The organism is Anaerococcus sp. AH8042_DFU013_CI05 (assembly GCF_047936775.1).
Lineage (GTDB): Bacteria > Bacillota > Clostridia > Tissierellales > Peptoniphilaceae > Anaerococcus.
Window position 1 is genome coordinate 1,062,482 of record NZ_CP175954.1, and the last position, 22,350, is coordinate 1,084,831.

The window sequence follows — 22,350 nt, forward strand, 5'->3', positions numbered from 1 at the left end:
CTAACATTTGATTAAACTTAAACTAATCTTAAATCTTCCTTAAATAATGGCACAAAAAAATCAGCCAATATGACTGATTCTATAAATTTGATAAAACTTCTATAACTTTATCAATTTCTTCTTTTGTATTTTGATAACCAAAGGAAAATCTTACCGAATGTTCTGCTCGATTTTCATCATACATATTTGAAATCACATGGCTTGGTAAAAAGCTACCCGCCCTACAAGCAGATCCAGCAGAAACACAAATGCCATTCATATCTAAATATGTAAGCAAGAAATCTGACTTTTGGTCAGGAAAATAAATATTTAAAATATGGGCAGAAGATTTTTCTATATCACCATTAATTTCAAAATTTATATTTGTTTCTTTTAATCTTTCTATAAAATACGATTTAAGTTTTTTTATATGATCACGTTCTGCAAGCATTTTTGGAAAAGAAGCTGCCATTGAGTAAGCCCCAGCCACAAAGGATGTGCCTGCTCTACGATTTTTCTCTTGTTCTCCACCCTTCATAAAAGAATCAATATTTTCTCTTAAGAAAAGTGCACCAAATCCATTAAGTCCACCGATTTTATGGCCTGATATTGCTAGTGAATCACAATTTAATTCATCCACGTTAATATCAACATGACCGTAAGCTTGGACCGCATCTATATGAAACCATATATCTTTATCTGCTAAGTAGTCTCCAACTTCTTTTACCGGCTGGATTGTCCCAGTTTCGTTATTTACATACATAATTGCAACTAGTTTTGTATTATCATTTACTTTGCTTTTTAGATCACCAACAGAAATTTGCCCATTTTTATCCGCTTTGAGCAAAATAGCATTTTCTTTGGCAATACTATTTAAAATCGAATCATGTTCTATGGCACTTGTAATAATTTCCTTGTTACGAAAGGCATTGATTACAGTATTATTTGCTTCAGTAGCCCCAGATAAAAATATGACATTTTTAGGATTGGCCCCTATTGAATCAGCAATTTTTTTACGTGAATCTTCCAAAACTTTCTTAGCATTTCTCCCCATTGCATGGGTGCTTTCTGGATTTCCGTCAAATTCTTTTGTGTGTTCTAGTATGTATTTTATTACTTCTTCTCTTTTTATTGCAGTTGCTGCATTATCTAAATATATCATTATATCACCTTTTTTAAATATACTTCAAAAGCTTGATGTTTAAAGCTTTAGACAATAAAAAACCTTAAGAAAATCAATTCTTAAGGTCTAATTATTATTCTCCAAATTCTTCGCTTAATACGTTAAAAAGCACTTCTGCTTCTTCATTTGTAAGAGTTACGCCTTTTCTCATCCTTGTATGATCTTCATTCCAATCACGGATGTCAAACTTTGGCTCGCGTTCGTTCCAACTTACAAGATTTAATTCCTTGGTCCATCCCTTTCCATTGTCAGAAAGTACACCAAGAGTCTCAACGATATCATATTTAATTTCAGCCATTTATATTCTCCTTTTTATGCATTTGCCAATCTTTGATTGACAGCTTTTTGAATTATATCATAATTATACCCAGCATAAACAAGTCTTTTTTGCCTTTCAGCTCCAACTCCCCATTTGCCAGCAATTATTTCCTCCACTAAAGCACTCATTGGCTTTTTAGAAATACCAGTTTTCATATATGGATAATCTTTATAAAGCACACTCATATCAACATTTCCATTATATCCATCTACCCTAGCTTGATTGGTAAACTGCCATGACGCAAAATCTGATTTATTGTAAGAAGTAAAGTCTTTAGAATCATAATCTGCTATCCAAAATTCATATTTATTTTTTACATCTCTAGTCAAATATTTATCTGCAAACCAAGGATAAGAATAAATTCCACTAGTATAACCCTTTGATTGCATAAATGTTACAAAAGCCTCAGCAGTTTCAGAAATAGCGCCTTTGTCAGCCTTTGCTTGTCTTTTATTATCTTCTATGTCTATATAAACAGGCAATAAAACATTTTTATTTTTTATAAATTGATATACGAAGTTAGCTTCTTTTATAGCTTCTGTGGGATTTACTGCACGAGAATAGTGGTAAAATCCAATAGGTACCTTGCGATTATTTAGCTCATTATAATGTTTATTTACTTGATAGTCATTACGTATATCTAAAGTTTCAGCATCTGTTATTGAAGATCTAAGTATTGCCCCATCAATGTCACTGGCAAATTTATCATAATTGATATTAGAAGGGTTTTGGTGCTCGGATATATCCACCACTCTTTTATACACAGGTGTTTTAGAATAAATTGGAGCAGGATTTTTATCTTTCAAATGTGTTTCAGTTGTCACAGTTTTTTCAATTTCTCCATCTTCTTCAGTAATTTCTTCAGTAATTATTACTTTTTCAACCTCATAATCAGGTGCTACAGTCTTATTAGGATTAGACAAAAACTCAGCTTTACGATCTTCAACTGCTTTTTTATCATATTCAATATCATTATCCACAAAAACTTGGTCTAAATCAGAATCATCATACTTAATAACTTCGGCAGCAAAAACACTTGCAGGATTGAGCACAAAAAAAGCTAAACTAATGCCCAAAATTTTATATTTAAAACTAGTCATAAATATTCCTTTCATTAATAGCTTTATTATAGGATATATATTGATATATTTCAAATATTATTATTTTTATAGGTGTTACAAATCTAATGTTGTAATCATTAAAATACATATTAATTAGAGAACATACAAAAAGAATTTGTACAGGTGTATTTATTAATGAAACAAAAATTCTAGTATAAAGCTTTAAAATTTATTTTCTAATAAACTTCATAATCTATAGGATAAACTAAACTATGAGTTTTATCATAGTGGCTTTGTAAGCACAAAAAAGAACTAGTCATTTGACTAGCTCTTAATCATTTAGCAACTTCCTACTCTACCGGGAGGTCACCCTCCGAGTACCATCGGCGTAGTTGGGCTTAACTTCTATGTTCGGTATGGATATAGGTGTATCCCCAACGCTATCGTTACTATATTATATTTTGAACCTTTTAAATAGCAATCAATATTTCCAGTCAAGATTAAAAGTTTAGTATCCATTAGCTTAATACATTGCTGCACTTACACCTTGGACCTATCAAACGTATTTTCTTTACGTACTTTTAGAAATCTTATCTTGAGGGTTGCTTCGTACTTAGATGCTTTCAGTACTTATCAATTCCATACTTAGCTACCCAGCTATGCTCCTGGCGGAACAACTGGTACACCAGTGGTATGTCCATCCCGGTCCTCTCGTACTAAGGACAGGTCCTCGCAAATTTCTTACGCCCACGCTGGATAGGGACCGAACTGTCTCACGACGTTCTGAACCCAGCTCGCGTGCCTCTTTAATGGGCGAACAGCCCAACCCTTGGGACCTACTTCAGCCCCAGGATGAGACGAGCCGACATCGAGGTGCCAAACCTCCCCGTCGATGTGGACTCTTGGGGGAGATAAGCCTGTTATCCCCGGGGTAGCTTTTATCCGTTGAGCGATGGCCCTTCCATGCGGTGCCACCGGATCACTAAGTCCGTATTTCTACTCTGCTTGAGCTGTATCTCTCGCAGTTAAGCTCGCTTTTGCCTTTGTACTCTACGAATGGTTTCCGTCCATTCTGAGCGAACCTTTGAACGCCTCCGTTACTTTTTAGGAGGCGACCGCCCCAGTCAAACTGCCCAACTGACAATGTCCTTTGCCCTGATTAAGGGTCAATGTTAGAATTCTGATATTAGAAGGTTGGTATCCCAAGGATGGCTTGGCACATACTGGCGTACACGCGTCTTCGCCTCCCAACTATCCTGTACATCTAATCTCAAAATCCAATATCAGCCTACAGTAAAGCTCCACGGGGTCTTTCCGTCCTAGCGTGGGTAAGTCGCATCTTCACGACTACTACAATTTCACCGGATCCTTTGTTGAGACAGTGCCCAAATCGTTACACCTTTCGTGCGGGTCGGAACTTACCCGACAAGGAATTTCGCTACCTTAGGACCGTTATAGTTACGGCCGCCGTTTACTGGGGCTTAAGTTCTAGCCTTCGCTTGCGCTAAGCCTTCCCCTTAACCTTCCAGCACCGGGCAGGTGTCAGCTCCTATACTTCATCTTACGATTTTGCAGAAACTTGTGTTTTTGGTAAACAGTCGCTTGGGCCTGGTTTCTGTGGCCATATCGCTATGGCTCCCCTTCTCCCGAAGTTACGGGGACATTTTGCCGAGTTCCTTAACAAAGGTTCTTCCGCGCGTCTTGGTATTCTCTACCTCCCTACCTGTGTCGGTTTTGGTACGGGCGCTTTGGTCATCGATAGTGACTTTTCTTGGCAATTTGAAATCGGCTACTTCTCTACTCATGTTTTCGATACCTATCACACATTAGCTTTTTGATTAGCGGATTTGCCTACTAATCAGCCTTTGTGCTTAGACTGCCATCCATCGGGCAGCTTAGCTTATCCTCTTGCGTCATCACTTCTCTAATAGCGACTTTAAGCGGTACAGGAATATAAACCTGTTATCCATCGGCTACGCCTTTTGGCCTCGCCTTAGGTCCCGACTTTCCCTGAGGGGACGAGCCTTGCTCAGGAGTCCTTGGGGTTTCGACGGGGATGATTCTCACATCCCTTCTCGCTACTCATGCCAGCATTCTCTCTTGTATTAAGTCCACGCCTGCTTTCGCTTGGGCTTCTTCCCTAATACAATGCTCCTCTACCACTGATAGAGTATTTAAATCTATACATAAGTAACCATCTTTTTATCGGTTTTAGAATACTTTTTTTCCAGACTTTGATATATTTTTTTATTTATATATCTTACTGTTTAATCTAGTGATTTTTGTAGTTATCTTGACCTAACTCAAATCTTTGATTTGTTAGTAGGTCAAATGTCTCACTGTTTCAAAATTAGCCCCTCCGGCTTTTGGAGGAGTGATTTGTCAAAGTGCAGACCAACTTACCTTTTACTTGTGATTTTGCGTAATTAATTAGTTGATAACTCGTTTTATCTTGATTGTATATTTTAATATTTCTCAGTCTAGTTTAGTTTTCTTTATCCTTTTTTAATGGTTTCCTTTATATTATAGATTTAAATTCTCTATCAATCCGAAGCTTCGGTACTGAATTTTAGCCCCGTTTATTTTCGGCGCAAACCCACTTGACCAGTGAGCTATTACGCATTCTTTAAATGTATGGCTGCTTCTAAGCCAACGTCCTGGTTGTCTTAGTAGGTTCACATCCTTTTCCACTTAATCCAGATTTTGGGACCTTAGCTGTCGGTCTGGGCTGTTTCCCTTTCGACTTAGGAGCTTATCCCTCTAAGTCTGACTCCATGATCTGATTTTTTGGCATTCGGAGTTTGATAGGCTTTGGTACGGTAAGCCGCCCTAGGCCAGTCAGTGCTCTACCTCCGCAAATCTTTAATCATAGGCTAGCCCTAAAGCTATTTCGAGGAGAACCAGCTATCTCCGGGTTCGTTTGGTTTTTCGCCCCTATCCACAGTTCATCCGATGCGTTTTAAACCGCACCCGGTTCGAGCCTCCAGTGAATTTTACTTCACCTTCACTCTGACCATGGATAGATCACCCGGTTTCGGGTCTATCGCACTTAACTTTCGCCCTATTAAGACTCGCTTTCGCTTTGGTTCCGTCTCTTAAAGACTTAACCTTGCTAAGTACGATAACTGCTGGCCCATTCTACAAAAGGTACGACATCACACTGTTGTGCTCTGTCTGATTGTAGGCTCAAGGTTTCAGGTTCTTTTTCACTCCCCTTTCGGGGTTCTTTTCACCTTTCCCTCACGGTACTTGTTCGCTATCGGTCACATGTTAGTATTTAGCCTTAGGGGATGGGCCCCCTATCTTCACAGCAAATTTCTCGTGTTCACTGCTACTTGCCCCCACAATATATTTTCTTTTGCTTACAAGACTGTCACTTTCTTTGGTTCATCTTCCCAAATGATTCTGCTAAAAAATATATTTCTTATTGGGTTGGGCTGTTTTCTTTTCGCTCGCCGCTACTTGGAAAATCGAGTTTTCTTTCTTTTCCTCCTGCTACTTAGATGTTTCAGTTCGCAGGGTCTTACTTCATAAAGCTATGTATTCACTTTATGATGACTGTGTCTTCCACAGCCGGGTTTCCCCATTCGGATACCTAGGGGTCAGTGCTTTTTGTGAGCTTGCCCTAGTTTTCGTTCACTTACGTCCTTCATCGTCTTCATGTGCCAAGGCATCCACCTTGAGCCCTTTGTTTCTTGACTGGAAATATTGTTTGCTATTTAATTTTTTACTCATTTTTATGAGTGGTTCATTTTATTTTCTAATGTACAGATTATTTATCTATACTATTAACGTCGTAGATTTCTGCAAACCCGCTTCGCGCGTTTGGAAATCCTGACGGCCGACCTACCATCCATTTGCTTTGCAAATGGGGTTAGGTCTTGCTGGTGGAGATAAAGAGATTCGAACTCTTGACCCCCTGCGTGCAAGGCAGGTGCTCTCCCAACTGAGCTATATCCCCATATTTACTTTTTATATTATATAGTTGGTTATTGAAATTTAATTTATATCAATGATTATGTCTGTGTTTCTAATTGATAGAGAATAACGTATCATTCTCTGCCTGGCTAGTGGATTTTCTTTCCTCTTTGTAGAGGCGTCCTAGTCTCTGTTTTGCAAGCAAAACATTCGCCTAGGATGAAAAGTGCTTTGCACTTTCCACCCACCAGGCCGGGCTTCCTTAGAAAGGAGGTGATCCAGCCGCACCTTCCGATACGGCTACCTTGTTACGACTTCACCCCAGTTACTGACCCTACCTTCGACTGCTGCTCCCTAAAAGGTTAGCTCACAGGCTTCGGGTATTGCCAACTTCCATGGTGTGACGGGCGGTGTGTACAAGACCCGGGAACGCATTCACCGTGGCATTCTGATCCACGATTACTAGCAACTCCAACTTCATGCACTCGAGTTGCAGAGTGCAATCCGAACTGGGACAGGCTTTTTGAGTTTTGCATCAGATCACTCTGTAGCTTCCCTCTGTACCTGCCATTGTAGCACGTGTGTAGCCCAAGTCATAAAGGGCATGATGATTTGACGTCATCCCCACCTTCCTCCGGTTTGTCACCGGCAGTATTGCTAGAGTCCCCAACTTAATGATGGTAACTAGCAAAAGGGGTTGCGCTCGTTATGGGACTTAACCCAACATCTCACGACACGAGCTGACGACAACCATGCACCACCTGTATTACAGTGAGCCGAAGCTCTAAGGATCTATCTCTAGATGCCCTCCGTAATATGTCAAGACTTGGTAAGGTTCTTCGCGTTGCTTCGAATTAAACCACATGCTCCGCTGCTTGTGCGGGTCCCCGTCAATTCCTTTGAGTTTCACACTTGCGTGCGTACTCCCCAGGCGGAGTGTTTAATGCGTTAGCTGCGGCACCCAGATTTACTCCAGACACCTAACACTCATCGTTTACGGCGTGGACTACCAGGGTATCTAATCCTGTTTGCTACCCACGCTTTCGTACCTCAGCGTCAGTTAATGGCCAGAAAGTCGCCTTCGCCACTGGTATTCCTCCTAATATCTGCGCATTCCACCGCTACACTAGGAATTCCACTTTCCCTTCCATTACTCAAGGTTCCCAGTTTTAGAAGCTTACTATAGTTGAGCTATAGCCTTTGACTTCTAACTTAAAAACCCGCCTACGTACCCTTTACGCCCAATGATTCCGGACAACGCTCGGTCCTTACGTATTACCGCGGCTGCTGGCACGTAATTAGCCGGACCTTATTCGTATAGTACTGTCATTTTCTTCCTATACAAAAGATTTTTACAACCCGAAGGCCTTCTAAATCACGCGGCGTCGCTGCATCAGGGTTTCCCCCATTGTGCAAAATTCCCCACTGCTGCCTCCCGTAGGAGTCTGGGCCGTGTCTCAGTCCCAATGTGGCCGTACACTCTCTCAAGCCGGCTACTGATCGTTGCCTTGGTGAGCTTTTATCTCACCAACTAGCTAATCAGACGCAAGTCCATCTTACACCGCTAAGCACTTTGACTAAAAGCTTATGCAAGCTATTAGTTTCATAGGGTATTATTCTCCGTTTCCAGAGGCTATCCCCTTGTGTAAGGCAGGTTACTCACGCGTTACTCACCCGTTCGCCACTAATCCATTCATTTTCATTCCGAAGAAATCTAATGAGTTTCATCGTTCGACTTGCATGTGTTATGCACGCCGCCAGCGTTAATCCTGAGCCAGGATCAAACTCTCATGAAAATTTTATCTACATCTTAATGTAGTTTTTTAATCTAATTCATAAAAGCTTTTTGATTCAAGCTCTTTTCATTTACACTGATCTTTTTAATCAATGCGTGATTTATTTCTCGGCCGTTCCGTCCTGCGACCACTCCGTGGGTCTCATGATGTGGAGACACACTTTGTCATCTTCTGGCCGGACTGGCCTGTTAATCATCCTTTTATCAAAAGAATCAACTTGGTTAAAGTTGTCAATAACTTTTTAGTTATTTATTGATAGGTTGATTATGTTTTTGTTTTACATAATCATTGATATTAAATTTCATTTTAGATGTCTATTTAAACATCCGGTTCATGTTGTCGTTGTTTGTAACGACTTTTATAGTGTACTACTATTTTTTGAGCTTGTCAAGTGTTTTTTGAAGTTTTTTTAAAAATCTTTTTAAAAGCTCAAGTTCTTTTGTAGTGACTATAGAAGTATACACCCTATTTTTTGCCTTGTCAAATCTTTTTTCTAATTTTTCAAAATTTTATTTTCTAGATTTATTTTCTAGATTTATTTTCTAGATAAAATAGCCTCTGCTGTTTTAATTCCGTCTACTGCTGAGGATACTATTCCTCCTGAATGCCCGCTACCTTCTCCTATTACATATAGATTGGATATGTCTTTAGATTTATTTTCTTCATCCCTTAGCATCCTAATAGGTGATGAAGATCTGGTTTCTACTCCTGATAGTATTGCATCATTATCTGAAAATCCTGATAGTCTATTGCCCATGTAATCTACTGCTTGTATAACCATTTTATCAATTGCTGCTGGATAGATGCCCCTTAGATTTGATAATTTATAGGCAGATTCTATGGATGGTTTTATATCACCTAAATCTGTTGTTTCTATGTTTTCTTTAAAGTCTATAAATTTTTGTACTGGAACATCTCCCTTAGTTAAATTAAATGCCTTTTTTTCAATTTCTCTTTGAAATCTCATTCCATCTAGCAAATTATTTCCATAGATTTCTTCACCTATAGTCACAATTATTGCAGCATTTGAATTTTCTCCATCTCTATCATGGTAACTCATCCCATTTACACATGTCATGTTTTCTTCACTGCTGGCATTTACCACATAACCACCGGGGCACATACAAAATGTATATGCAGATAGACCACTTTCTTTATCATTATAAGAAAGATTATAAGAAGCTGCTGGTAATGGATTTCCCTCTAAATCTGTGTCTTTTCCATTATATTGAGAATTATTTATGGTTTGTCTTTTGTGTTCAATTCTAAAGCCAACTGCAAAATTTTTATTTTCCATAGGAATTTTATCACTTAGCATTTCGAATGTATCACGGGCCGAGTGGCCGATGGCTATAACATAGGCTCCGCTTTCAATATTATTTCCGTTGATAGAGATGTTTTTTACTTTTTTATCAGTTATATTTATACCATCTAAGTGGTGTGAAAAATAAAACTCTCCCCCGTTTGATTTTATTTCCTCGCGCATATTTATAATTACTTCACGTAGTAAATCTGTACCAATGTGCGGCTTTGCATCTATCATAATATCATCTGGAGCTCCGTGTTTGTGGAAAGTTTCTAAAACCATTCTCACTCTTGGGTCCTTGCTACGGGCTGTAAGTTTGCCGTCAGAATAAGTTCCTGCACCACCTTCGCCAAATTGGATGTTTGATTCAGGATTTAACTTTCCGGTATTTTTAAATTTTTCTATAGTTTTTATCCTATCTTCAATGGCTTCGCCGCGTTCATAAACTTTTACTTTTACACCATTTTGAGAAAGAACGTAGGCGGTAAATAGGCCTGAGGGACCAGCTCCAATGATTGTAACTTCTTTTGGAGGATGATTGATCTCTATATTTGATTGCCTAAATTCAAATCTATCAGCATTTTTTATTCTTTTTAATTCTTTGTCAGTTGGGTTAATATCAACCAGGACCTGGTAGGAGAATTTAATGCCTTTTCTGGAATCTATAGACTTTCTATAAATCTCGTAATCAAAGTCTTTTTTATTAATTAGCTTGGATATTTTTTGTCTTAGTTTATCGGGATTATCTGATTCTAAAATGATATTTCTAATTATAATCATAAAGCCTCTTTCATTTTGCTCATTTTAAAAGACCTCTATGGGTCTTTAAATTTTGAATTGATCTTTAATTGTTAGTAAGTTTGACCTAATCTCATCGCTTAAATCATCATAAGTCAAAAGCTCATCTATATCTTCTTTTGCCCTGCCAATATTCCCAAGTGTTAGATTTATCTGAATTTTATTATAAACTAATCTTGGGTCTTGGGGGTATTTTCTTAAGCCTTCTTCGATTATATTTAAAGCATCGATTTGCCTTTCATTTAAGAATAGTGAAACAGCATAGTCATTATAAAGCTCCCTAAATTCTGCACCAGCATCTAGGGCATTTTCAAAAGCCATTATTGAATTTTCATATTGACCTACATTTTGGTAGGCAACTCCTAAATAATAATAGGCATCTGCTCGTTTTTTATTTGAAAGCAGGCCTGTCAATTTTTTGATTGCACCATTGTAATCACTTTTGCCAATAAAATATAGGGCTTCTTCAATCTCTGCATTATCATTAATTTCAGTAAGTTTATCCCTGATTTCATCCTGAGCTTCTATTGAATCAGTCTTTTGTAAGGCAATGTTATAAAAACTGCGTGCCTTAATATATTCGCCAAGATTTGTGTAAATATTCCCTAATTCATAATATGAAATAGCAAAGTTTTCATCATTTGAAATAATATTTTGTAAAATGTTTAATGCCTCTCTTATAAAGTCTTCTTTGAACTTATCCTTTGCTTCAAAGGCTTGTGGCCATAAAAATCTAGCATATAAATATGCATTGTAATTATCTATAGGATTTAAAATATAGCCACCCCTTAAAAGTAAAAGAGCTTTATTTATATCCTTATCAGCAATGGCCATGGCCTTGCTTGATGCGTACTTGCTAATATCATCTAAAAAATTAGTTAGAATAATCTTATACTCTTCATTGTGTAAAAAATCCTTATCAGCACCTATATTTATAATCATACCATCCAGGAAATTTTCAAGCTCTATTTTCTCACTCATAGTGCCTGTCATAATACCGCTTTGGATGTCATCTACATATATTGGTAGTGGCACATCCTCTAGAATCGGATAGGACGATGAATCTTTTAGGTCTAGGTATGCAAGATTTTCTGTAAATTTTATGAAATAATTATCAAGTTTCATCTTAGCCTCTCATAAATTTTCTTTGTCGGTAGGAATGTTTGTCTAAATATTTAAATAAATGTCCTCTAACCAGGTAGAAAATCAAATCAATTATTGCGATTAATAGTACATAAATTACATGACCTAAAATTCCATAAGTGATTGTAAATGTTAAATTTGTAATAATTATTATGCAAATTAAGGAAAATAATCCGTAAGTAAAGAAATTATCGCAGACAAATTTGGCGGATTTTTTAAGTGCATCAAATCCTGCATTGCCATTTATATAAATTTCTTCTAATAAGGCAGACATAAGGAAATTAAATCCTACATATAATATAATTTTTATGTCAGATAAGCCTGGCAATCCGCTTATTAGCATTTCTATTAGATAAAAGAAGAAATATGCTGATAAGATTGGTTGCCAAAAATTGTTTATAGAATTCATTATGGATTTTTTACCTGTGTTACCATAAACAACAACCGATCTCATGGCTTGGGCAACAAAGCAAAGTAGGGCGACTTCAATAAAATAATTTATCAAACCACCAATAAATCCTCCACCAAGTATGCTGGTCGCTCTAGAATTTATTAAAAAGGCTCTGATTAAAATAACAATAAATGCTACATAAACTTTATTTATTTTGCTAAAACTTTCCTTAAAAGCCTGGGATGTCACTTCCATAAAATCTTTTAATTTATCATTCATTACATTTTCTCCACTGTTTTTATACCTAATAGGCTAAGTCCAGATTTGATAACAATAGAAGTTGCGTAAGTTAAAGCCAAACGTTCATTTTTAATATTTTCATCATCTACCATTATTTGAGATGCATTGTAGAACTTGTTAAAGGCTTTGGCAATTTCTGTTAAGTGTCTTGTAAGAAGTGATGGTTCGTATTTTTCACGAGCTTTTGCTACTACATTGCCAAATTCTGCTAAGGTTTTTACTAAGGCAAATTCTTCATCTGTATTTATATTTTTAAAGTCAAGAGCATCAAAAGTTTCTACTCCAGCTTTTCTTAAAACAGATTTTGCGCGTGCATAGGTGTATTGGACATATGGTCCAGTTTCTCCATCGAAGTTTAAAACTTCATCCCAGTCAAAAACATAGTCTTTAATGCGATTGTTATATAATTCTTGGAACTTTACTGCACCAATACCTACAATTTTTGCAGTTTTTTCTATATCTTCTATATCCGCACCGCGGTTTTCCATAATTGATTTAGTTTTATCAATTGCTTTATTTAAAACATCCTCAAGGAAAACTACTTGGCCCTTACGAGTTGACATGGTTTGATCTTTTAGACTTACCATACCAAAGGCAATATGTTTATTATCATTCCACCATTCATAGCCCATTAGTTCTAAAATTTTTCTTAGTTGTTGGTAATGTAGGTTTTGTTGGGTGGCTACAACGTATAAGTTTTCTTCAAAATTATATTTTCTTTTGCGGTTTATAGCAGTACCTATATCACGGGTTATATATGAGCTAGAGTCATTTGATTTTATAATGATTGCTGGAGTTAAGTCATATGGACTTAAATCAACTATTTGTGCCCCATCGCTTTCTACCAAAAGATTTTTCTCTTTTAAAAGCTCAATACTTTCTGGTATAAATTGTGAATTGTAACTTTCCCCGTTATAATCATCAAATTTGATATCAAGAAGCCCATAAACTCTTTCAAATTCACGTAGAGAAATATCTTTAAACCATTGCCATAATTTTGTAGCTTCAGGGTCGCCATCCTCTAAATTTTTAAACTCCGCACGAGCAGCATCCATCATTTCTTGATTTTCACTAGCCTCGGCGTTATATCTTACATAAAGTTTTAAAAGTTCGTTGATAGGATCTTTATTTATAGCATCTTCATCTCCCCAGAGCTTGTAAGCTGCTATCATAGTTCCAAATTGGGTTCCGTAATCACCTAGGTAGTTTGTTGCTATGACATTGTATCCTAAAAATTCGTGGATATTTCTAATAGCATCACCTTGAACTGTAGATCTAATGTGACCTATATGAAAAGGCTTGGCAATATTTACTGATGAAAAGTCAATTACAATATTTTTCTCATTGCCTTCATCAGATTTTCCATAGTCTTCTTTTTTTTCTAAAATCTCGTTTAACACTGAGTTTTCATAAAGATTTCTATCTACGAAAAAGTTTAAATAGGCATTTAGATTTGTAATTTTTTCAAATTCTTCGATTTCTAATTTTTCTGCCAAATCACTTGCAATTTGCGCTGGATTTTTTCTTAGTACTTTTGCTAGAGTAAAGCAAGGAAAGGAAAAATCCCCCATATCATCTTGTGGTGGAATCTCGATTAGATTATAAATCTCATCATAGGATAAGTTTAAATCCTCATTCTCCAATTTTTTTGCAATTATATCTTTAAAATCTTTCATTAATCCTCCCTACTCAAAGCTAACTATTGTTACTCCATAGCCGCCTTCTTTGTCATCGCCTAGCCTAAAGTCTGCAATTCTTTTGTCTGTTTTTAAAGTTTCAGTAACTCCATTTATCAAAGCACCAGTTCCCTTTCCGTGGATAATCTTTGCTTTTGAAAGTCCTGAAAGCATTGCATCATCTAGATATTTATCAAGGTTTCTCATAGCATCATCATATCTTTGTCCACGCAAATCAAGGGTTGGTGAAATATTCATTGCTTTTTTAGCATTATACACCTTTTGAATATTTTTTTCTGTTTTGCTATCACTTTCTACTTTGGTGACGTTTTTGATATTCGAATCCATCTTTAAAATGCCCATTTGTAGCTTGATATTGCCTCTGTCATCTGGCTCAGATATAACCTCAGCGCGTTCATTAATTCCCTCGATGATCACAATATCACCTAGCTTTAAGTCTTCTGGAGCATCATCAGATCTTCCAATGCTAAGACCTTTTTGTTTCCTCTCAATTTTGTTAGACTTATATCTATTTCTAATATTATTTAAGCTGCGGTCAATGTCTGAAGTGTTGGCATTTTTAGATTTTTTAGCTTCTTTTAGCATTTCTTGAGACTCTGTATTTACTTTTTCTAATATCTCATTTGCCTTATCTTCAGCTTCTCTGATGATAGCTGCTCTTTGTTTTTCTACTTCTTTGGATTTTTCTTCTAAATCTCTCTTAGCCTTCTGAATTTCTCTTTTGTAACGGTCAATTTCAGCATTTTTCGCTTCGATTTTTTCTTTATTTTCCTCAATCTCTTCTAAGATTTTGTTTACATTTTTGGTATCTTCACCAAGTAAATTTTGGGCATTTTTTAAAATACCTTCATCAAGACCAAGTCGTCTTGAAATCTCAAAGGCATTTGATTTTCCTGGAGTACCTATCTCTAGCTTATATGTTGGAGAAAGAGTATTTACATCAAATTCTACAGATGCATTCATCACACCATCAGTTTCTACTGCATAGTACTTTAGTTCACTGTAGTGGGTTGTTGCAAAGGTCATTATTTCTTTTTTACGTAAATAATCTAGAATAGAAATAGCAAGGGCTGCGCCTTCTGTAGGGTCAGTTCCAGATCCAAGCTCATCTAATAAGACTAATGATTTATCTGATGCATTTTCTAATATATTTACAATTTTTGTAAGAGATGCTGAAAATGTTGATAAACTCATCTCTAGAGACTGGGTATCTCCTATATCTGCAAAAATATCATCAAAAACATTTACTATACTATTTTCATCTGCTGGTATAAAAAACCAGTTTGGGCCATAAGGGATATTAATCCAACAGTTTTTAAAGACACTGTTTTACCCCCAGTATTTGGTCCTGTGATTATTAAAGTTTTATAATCACCACCAATCACAACATCTATTGGCACAACTTTTCCAGTTAGCAGCGGATGGCGGGCTTGATTTAGTTTTATTATCTTATCAGTAGTTATCTTTGGCTTGGTGTATTCATTATTTATTGCAAACTTAGCCTTGGCTGCTAGGAAATCTATGCGTCCAATTATCTTTTGGTTTTCTAAAATTTCTACATCAAATTTTTCAACAAAACGAGATAATCTATCTAGGATTCTTCTAATTTCATCTTCTTCTTTAAGTTCCAAATCTTTTAGCTGGTTGTTTAACTCAACAATAGCAGCTGGCTCTACAAATAAAGTATTACCAGATGATGACTTATCATGAATAATTCCACCAATTACAGATTTTTTATTAGTTTTAACTGGCACTACATAACGGCCATCACGGATAGATACTACCTTGTCTTGCAAGGCATCATCATATCTGTCACTAGAAATATAGGAATTAAGTTTTGCTTTTATATCAGCTTCCTTGCGAGCTTTTTGCCTACGGATATTTCTAAGCTCACTTGAAGCATTATCAGCTATTTCATCTTCGCTAATAATAGATCTTTCGATTTCATCTTTTATAAAATCATTGATTGAAATTCGATTGAATAAATCTTTAATATATGGCTCTTCTATGTCTTTGCCATAATCTTTTAAATACTCAGATACTCTTAAAAGGTCATTTACTTGTAAAAGCTCGTAAGGTTCTAGGATTCCTCTTTTTCTAACATAGCCAATCATAGCAGAAAAATCATAAAGACCAAATAAATCTATATTTCCAAAACGTGAAATAACTCCTACCATTTGTGCTGTATTTTCTAATTCTTCTTTAATCTCATCAGCATCTGTCATAGGAGCTAGATTTAAAATTTTATTCTTTATAACACTTGAACGTGCTTGGCCTGCTACTTTTTCTAAAATTTTCTCATATTCTAAAGCTTCTAAAGTTCGCTCTTGCATTAAATCACTCCTTTTTTATAAGAATCCCTGATTCTTGCATTATTTATATTTAAAATATCCTTATCATCCATCACTGAATATAAAAGTGATACATTATCTGAAAAATCATCATGAATAAATATACTAGCTTGGTCTGGGTAAATTTTTGAATATTCTCCATATCGAATAACTTTCATTTTATCCCCATCATGTGATTCTAATCCTGACTTATTAAATCTACACGTTTTACAACCTGATAATCCGCATTTTTTTATAACGGAAAATGGACAATGACGCATATTCATCAATTCTGACCTTCCATAAACTAGGGCCTCTACAGCTTGATTTTTGCTTATATTATTTAAAATATCTAAGCCAATCTCTGTTGATACACAAATATTTTCTGCAAAAGCTTTATAAAAATCTGCCGTATAGGAGTTGAAAATATTTAAGCTTCTACCTATCCTTATTTTTATATCATTTTCTTTAAACTTATGGATAAAGCTAAGATCTCTATAATTATTGCAAATAATACCCCTTATTTTATTTTCTTTTATAAGATCAATTAGACTAATAATGTCGTATTCATCGTGAGAATCCAAATTTAGATACAAATTATGACCAGCATATTTGGGATCAAAATTTCTAATATAGATATTGTCAAAATCAGTTAAAAGCTCTGGGCTAATATCATTACTAAGCAATTCTATATTTTTTTCTACTATATGATTTTGATTTTTTTCTAAGACTGGCAAATTAATTTTGATTTCATTTCTGTGATAATTATTTAAAATCGCTTCCTTCAAAGCTGCCACTCCCATACGACGGCACTCATTTATATCTTTTTTCCTAAGAAAAAGTTCATCATCTATTTCAATATTGATTTGACTTGGAGTAAATATTTCATCATTGAATTTTGATAAATTTTCTCTAATATCAGTTTCAGAAATCGCAATATTTTTTGCTTGTTCAATAATTACATTATGAACATAAGTTGCTGAAACATTTTTATTTTTTAATTTTATTTGAGGATTTTCTCCAAGTCTAGCCTTAAAATAAATATTTACCGGAAGGTTACGATAATTGCTAAGTGCTTGATCTTTATCTTTTGCTAGCTTGCTAGAATTTACTATCAACACGTGTGAGTCAACTTTTGCATCAGGATATTTTTCAAGTAATATTTTTTCTCCTACTTGGTAATCTCTAGTAGTTGTAAATAGTAATTTTTTGCCCTTTTCTGTTAAGATTTCAAGATTATCTCCGATATATAAAATAGAATTTGTGATAAAATATTTTTTATTTTTGCTGTCTATAACTTTGCCCACACTTCTATGTTTATTATCATCTTTTAAGCTGATATAATCTTTGTTTTGGCCAAAAATAAATCCTTTAGTGTAACCTCTATTTGAGCTATCTAGCATTTCGTTTTTGTTATAAGAATCATTTTCTATTTTATTTTTGTAATTGCTAACTGCGGAAAATACATATTCTGGTGTCTTCATACGTCCTTCGATTTTTAAACAATCTACTCCTATTTCTAAAAGTTGATCTAGATTATCGATGGCATTTAGGTCTTTCATATTTAAATAATAATCATCGCCTAAAATTTTTTCATTAGATATTAATTTATATTTTTGTCTACATGGACCAGCACATCTTCCCCTGTTTGCTGATCTGCCTCCAAAATAAGAACTCATCAGACATTCTCCAGAAAAACTAACGCAAAGCGACCCGTGAACAAAAACTTCTGTTTCAACGGGTAAGCTTGCAATTTTTCTTATTTCTTCTATTGGTGTTTCACGAGCTATAACAATTCTATCAAAACCAAGGTCCGCTAGGTATTTTGCTCCGAAATATTCACGAACTGCCATTTGGGTTGATGCATGTAATTCCATTCCTGGGACTTGATTTTTAATAACTGAAAAAAATCCTAAATCTTGGATGATGAGACCATCTACTCCATACTCATAAAATTTTTCTACATAGGAAATAGCCTTCGGCATTTCGTGATCTTTTATAAGCGTATTCATAGTGATAAAAACACGTCTTCCAAAAAGATGGATGTAGTCGATAGTTTCTTTTATATTTTCTAAAGTGAAATTTTCTGCATATGCGCGGGCCCCAAAATCATCTATGGCTAAGTAAAAACTATCAGCTCCAGCGGCAATTCCTGCAAAAAGCATACCAGAATTACCGACAGGAGCTAATATTTCAGGTTTTTTCATTAAATAGACCCTTTCAATTGGTCATTTTCTGATTTAAGAGCCACAACTTCTTTTTGTAATCTTTCAAGTTCGGCTCTCAATTTTTCAATAGTTTTATCACTTTCTTCGTTTACTATTAGTTTTTTATTTAATGATTCGTTTTCTTCTCTTATCTGACTAATTTCTGCTGAAAGCTCATCTACTTTTGCGATTAATTCGTCATTGTGGTCTACTGATTTTTTGTAATTTTCAATAAGACCTGGATATTTTTCCACAGCCTCACTTGATTCTTCTCTAAGTCTTTTATATCTATTGCCGACATTATATAAATCGTTGGCAATATTTACACTTGCTAAGACCAGTTCTCTGTCATAACTTAGTTTATTCGATTTTACCTCAGCAATTTTTCCACTTACATAATCGGCAATATCTTTGATTTGTTCTTCATTTTCATCAGTTACTAGGGTGTATGTTGCCCCATCGATTTCTACTTGAACTTTTTTCTCGCTCACTTTTACTCCTAACTACGTAAAACTATGTTTGATTTTTCTAAATCATTTAAGATATTTTCTTCAATATCTTTTATGTCTTCTTCTTTTAGGGTCTTATCATCTGATCTAAATTCTACCTTGTAGGATATAGATTTTTTGTCGTTTTCAATTTGATCACCTGTATAAATATCAAATAACTCGATATTTTTAACAAGTTCTCCCCCATTATTAATAATTGTATCTTCAATAAACTTAGATTCAAGATTTCTATCTGTTACAAATGAGTAATCACGGGTAATTGCTGGGTATTTTGGAAGAGCCGTATATTTTTTATTCTTTATTCTTTGATCTCTTATTTGAGAAAGATTGATTTCTAAAATTAAAGCTCCCTTTTTGATATTGTATTCATCGCGAACTTCATAGGAAATTTCTCCCATAGTTCCGATAAATTCATCACCATAATAAATATCTGCACACCTTCCTGCATGGAAAATAGGATTTTCTTTTTGTGTCTTATAGGTAAATCCATTAAAACCAACACGTGCCATAGCTACTTCAAATATATCTTTTAGATCATAAAAATTATATGCTCCATAAAGTCCCATAGTTAAAGTGTCATCTTCATCTGGTAAGTTCGAATCAGTTTTTACAAAAGTTTTACCAAGCTCAAATAATCTTAAATCTTTTTGTCCACGGTTTATGTTTTTTGCAATTACATCTAGCATATTTGAAATTTGAGTTGTTCTCATTACTGAGAAGTCCTCACCTAGTGGATTTGTTAATTTTATATATTCTCTTAGGTGAGAATCTTCTAAAACTCCCATTCTGTCAAATTCTCTTGGAGAGATGAAAGAATAAGTAGTAAGTTCTGCAAATTTTTGGCCTGTAAGTTCTCTTTTTAAATCATCTCTTAAAAGTCTTGCATCAGATCTAAGCCCTCTTTGTAGGCTTGAGTAAAGTGCTTTTGGTTCAATTTTGCCCATACCGTATAATCTTACAATTTCTTCGATTAAGTCTGCTTCTATTTCTACATCTGTTCTAAAGAATGGTACTTTGGCACGGATTGTATTGTCATCTATATCTTCAACTTCAAATTCTAAAAGTTCTAGATTTTTGATAGCTTCTTCTTTTGAAAAATCTACTCCTGTTAGGGAATTTAATCTTGATATGCGAAGGTCTACAGTTTTTTCTTCTGAATTTTCTTTGCCCTCTTCTATAAATCCACCAACAACTTTACCGATTCCTAAATCAGATATAAGTTTCATAGCACGGCGGCTTGCAAAATCTGCCATTTCAAGTGGAAGTCCTTTTTCAAATCGTGTTGATGATTCGCTACGTAAAGCAAGTTTTTTAGAAGTTTCTCTTACACTTGCTCCATCAAAATTTGCAGCTTCAAGAACTATATTTGTAGTTTCATCAGTAACTTCTGTATCAAATCCTCCCATCACTCCTGCTATACCAACTGGATTTGCTCCATCGGCAATAATTAGCATATCAGAATCAAGCTTTCTTTCCTCTCTATCAAGAGTTTTTAAAACTTCTCCATCTTTGGCTTGGCGCGCTATTAATTTTTTATCAGCTAATTTATCCAAGTCATAGGCGTGTAATGGTTGGCCAGTTTCAAGGAGAACAAAGTTTGTAATATCTACGATATTATTTATTGGACGCATACCTGCTAAAATCAGATAGTTTTGTAACCACTGAGGTGACTTAGCTACTTTTACATTTTTTGCCACTCTTGTGGTAAATTTAGCACAATTTTCTGACTCGATACTTACTCCATTAAAGTAATCTTTGATATCTTCGTCATTTTCCTTGTAGTCAACAGAAGGAAGAGTAATTTTTTTGCCAAAGCTTGCTGCTGTCTCTCTTGCCATACCAATTATTGATAGGCAGTCCGGTCTATTTGGTGTGATTTCATATTCAATTACTGGAGTATTTGAAGATAAAACTTCACTTACAGGTGTGCCCGGTTTATATTCTTCATTTAAAATGATAACTCCATCTTTAAATTCTTTTGGAATTACATTATCAGGATAGCCAAGCTCTGCATATGAAGTAAGCATGCCTTCAGAATTTATACCAAAAAAGTCATGGTCTCCTATACAATCTCCATTATCCATTGTAGTCCCACTTGTAATTACAAATAAATAATCACCTTTTTTTGTGTTTTTTGCTGCTGTTATTATTGTTGATGGATCTTCTTTTCCAATATCTATTTTTAAAACTTGTAATCTATCTGCATCAGGGTGCTTTTCTTGTTCTAGGACATGACCTACAACTACACTTTCTAATTGACTTGTTGTAATTGTTACTTCCTCAACGTGAGATCCAGTTTCTGAAAGTCTATCTGTAATAGTTTTTAAATCTTCATCTATTTTTACGTAATTATTTTGCCAAACTAAAGGTACTAACATTATCTCTCCTAAAATTGTTCCAAAAATCTTTTGTCATTGTCATATAGTAATCTGATATCATCTAGGCCGTATTTTACCATGGCAATCCTGTCTACTCCAAGACCAAAGGCAAAACCAGTATATTTTTCGCTATCGATTCCACAAGCTTCTAATACATTTGGATGTACCATTCCCCCACCTAAAAGCTCCATGGACCAACCAGTATTTCCACAAGCTGGGCAACCCTTACCGCGGCAAACTGGACAAGTAGCATCTACTTCTAGAGATGGTTCTGTAAATGGGAAGTGATGTGGACGGTATCTTAGTTCCATATCATCTCCAAACATTTCTTTAATAAATGTTTCAAGCGTTGCCTTTAGATTTGCCATAGATACATTTTCATCTACAACTAGGCACTCTAATTGGTGAAACATTGGTGAGTGGGTTGCATCTACTTCATCATTTCTAAATACTCTTCCTGCTGATACCATTTTAATTGGTAGTTTTCCTTCATTCATAACTCTAATTTGCATGGATGAAGTGTGTGGGCGAAGTAATATATCATCTGTTATATAAAAAGTATCACTAGTTGACCTTGCTGGATGGTCTGCTGGTGAGTTTAGATCATCAAAAACATTTTTTACCGTATCTATCTCTGGCCCTTCTACAACATCAAATCCCATATTTTGGAAAATTGTTTCAAGTTCTTCTAATGTTTGGTTTATTAATGCCAAGTGCCCACTGTCGTGTTTTTCAAAATGAGCTGTTACATCTATAGTTTCTTCTGCGATTTTTTGTTTTAAAAGTTCTTTTTTAACAGTTTCAGACTTTTCACTAAGCGCATTTTCAATTTCTGTACTTGTTTGATTTATAAGCTTTCCTGCCATTGGTTTTTCTTCATTTGACAGTTTAGATATATTTTTCTTTTGATCTGTTATCACGCCTTTTTTTCCAAGGTAAGCTACTCTTATTTTTTCTAGAGTATCAAGACTATCTGCAGCTTCTATCTCACTTTGTGCCTTAGATAAAATTTGATTTAAATTTTCTTCCATTACT

11 protein-coding genes, 1 tRNA gene, 3 rRNA genes and 1 pseudogene are annotated in these 22,350 nt (G+C 35.2%); all 16 read right to left on the reverse strand.

Annotated features, from left to right (window positions below; genetic code table 11):
* Positions 1–79: 79 nt before the first annotated feature.
* A complete protein-coding gene (locus ACKRLN_RS05530) occupies positions 80–1,141 on the reverse strand; it encodes a cysteine desulfurase family protein (protein ID WP_416334526.1) in 1,062 nt (353 codons plus the stop codon).
* A 94-nt stretch (positions 1,142–1,235) separates the two neighbouring features.
* The gene (locus ACKRLN_RS05535; protein WP_203128218.1) at positions 1,236–1,460 is read right to left on the reverse strand and encodes a YdbC family protein; all 225 of its coding nucleotides are present in this window, start codon (positions 1,458–1,460) and stop codon (positions 1,236–1,238) included.
* Positions 1,461–1,474: 14 nt separating this feature from the next.
* Positions 1,475–2,581 (reverse strand): GH25 family lysozyme, encoded by a 1,107-nt coding sequence (locus ACKRLN_RS05540; protein ID WP_416334527.1) that lies wholly within the window; start codon positions 2,579–2,581, stop codon positions 1,475–1,477.
* A gap of 298 nt (positions 2,582–2,879) precedes the next feature.
* Positions 2,880–2,996 (reverse strand): 5S ribosomal RNA (rrf, locus tag ACKRLN_RS05545).
* Between the two features lie 36 nt (positions 2,997–3,032).
* Positions 3,033–6,243 (reverse strand): 23S ribosomal RNA (locus ACKRLN_RS05550).
* Between the two features lie 184 nt (positions 6,244–6,427).
* Positions 6,428–6,503 (reverse strand) — tRNA-Ala (locus ACKRLN_RS05555).
* A gap of 223 nt (positions 6,504–6,726) precedes the next feature.
* Positions 6,727–8,256 (reverse strand): 16S ribosomal RNA (locus ACKRLN_RS05560).
* The 16S, 23S and 5S rRNA genes sit together here with 1 tRNA gene alongside, the layout of an rRNA operon.
* Before the next feature lie 535 nt (positions 8,257–8,791).
* Entirely contained in the window at positions 8,792–10,342 is a 1,551-nt protein-coding gene (locus ACKRLN_RS05565) for an NAD(P)/FAD-dependent oxidoreductase (RefSeq protein ID WP_416334528.1), read from the reverse strand.
* Positions 10,343–10,387: 45 nt separating this feature from the next.
* Positions 10,388–11,485: a tetratricopeptide repeat protein gene (locus ACKRLN_RS05570; RefSeq protein WP_416334529.1), complete on the reverse strand. Its 1,098-nt coding sequence runs from the start codon at positions 11,483–11,485 to the stop codon at positions 10,388–10,390.
* 1 nt (position 11,486) lies between these two features.
* Positions 11,487–12,173 (reverse strand): hypothetical protein, encoded by a 687-nt coding sequence (locus ACKRLN_RS05575; RefSeq protein ID WP_203128260.1) that lies wholly within the window; start codon positions 12,171–12,173, stop codon positions 11,487–11,489.
* On the reverse strand, positions 12,173–13,870 hold the full coding sequence (gene argS, locus ACKRLN_RS05580) for an arginine--tRNA ligase (RefSeq protein WP_416334530.1): 1,698 nt from the start codon (positions 13,868–13,870) through the stop codon (positions 12,173–12,175). The genes ACKRLN_RS05575 and argS overlap by 1 nt, the downstream gene beginning before the upstream one ends.
* Before the next feature lie 9 nt (positions 13,871–13,879).
* A pseudogene (locus ACKRLN_RS05585) lies at positions 13,880–16,224 on the reverse strand (endonuclease MutS2).
* Positions 16,224–18,428 (reverse strand): peptidase U32 family protein, encoded by a 2,205-nt coding sequence (locus ACKRLN_RS05590; protein WP_416334531.1) that lies wholly within the window; start codon positions 18,426–18,428, stop codon positions 16,224–16,226. The pseudogene ACKRLN_RS05585 and the gene ACKRLN_RS05590 overlap by 1 nt, the downstream one beginning before the upstream one ends.
* Entirely contained in the window at positions 18,428–18,919 is a 492-nt protein-coding gene (gene zapA / locus ACKRLN_RS05595; RefSeq protein ID WP_416334532.1) for a cell division protein ZapA, read from the reverse strand. Before zapA ends, ACKRLN_RS05590 begins: the two co-directional genes overlap by 1 nt.
* An 8-nt stretch (positions 18,920–18,927) precedes the next feature.
* Positions 18,928–21,315, reverse strand: coding sequence for a phenylalanine--tRNA ligase subunit beta (gene pheT, locus ACKRLN_RS05600; RefSeq protein ID WP_416334533.1), 2,388 nt, complete (start codon positions 21,313–21,315; stop codon positions 18,928–18,930).
* A gap of 8 nt (positions 21,316–21,323) precedes the next feature.
* On the reverse strand, positions 21,324–22,346 hold the full coding sequence (gene pheS / locus ACKRLN_RS05605; RefSeq protein WP_416334534.1) for a phenylalanine--tRNA ligase subunit alpha: 1,023 nt from the start codon (positions 22,344–22,346) through the stop codon (positions 21,324–21,326).
* Between the last annotated feature and the right edge of the window lie 4 nt (positions 22,347–22,350).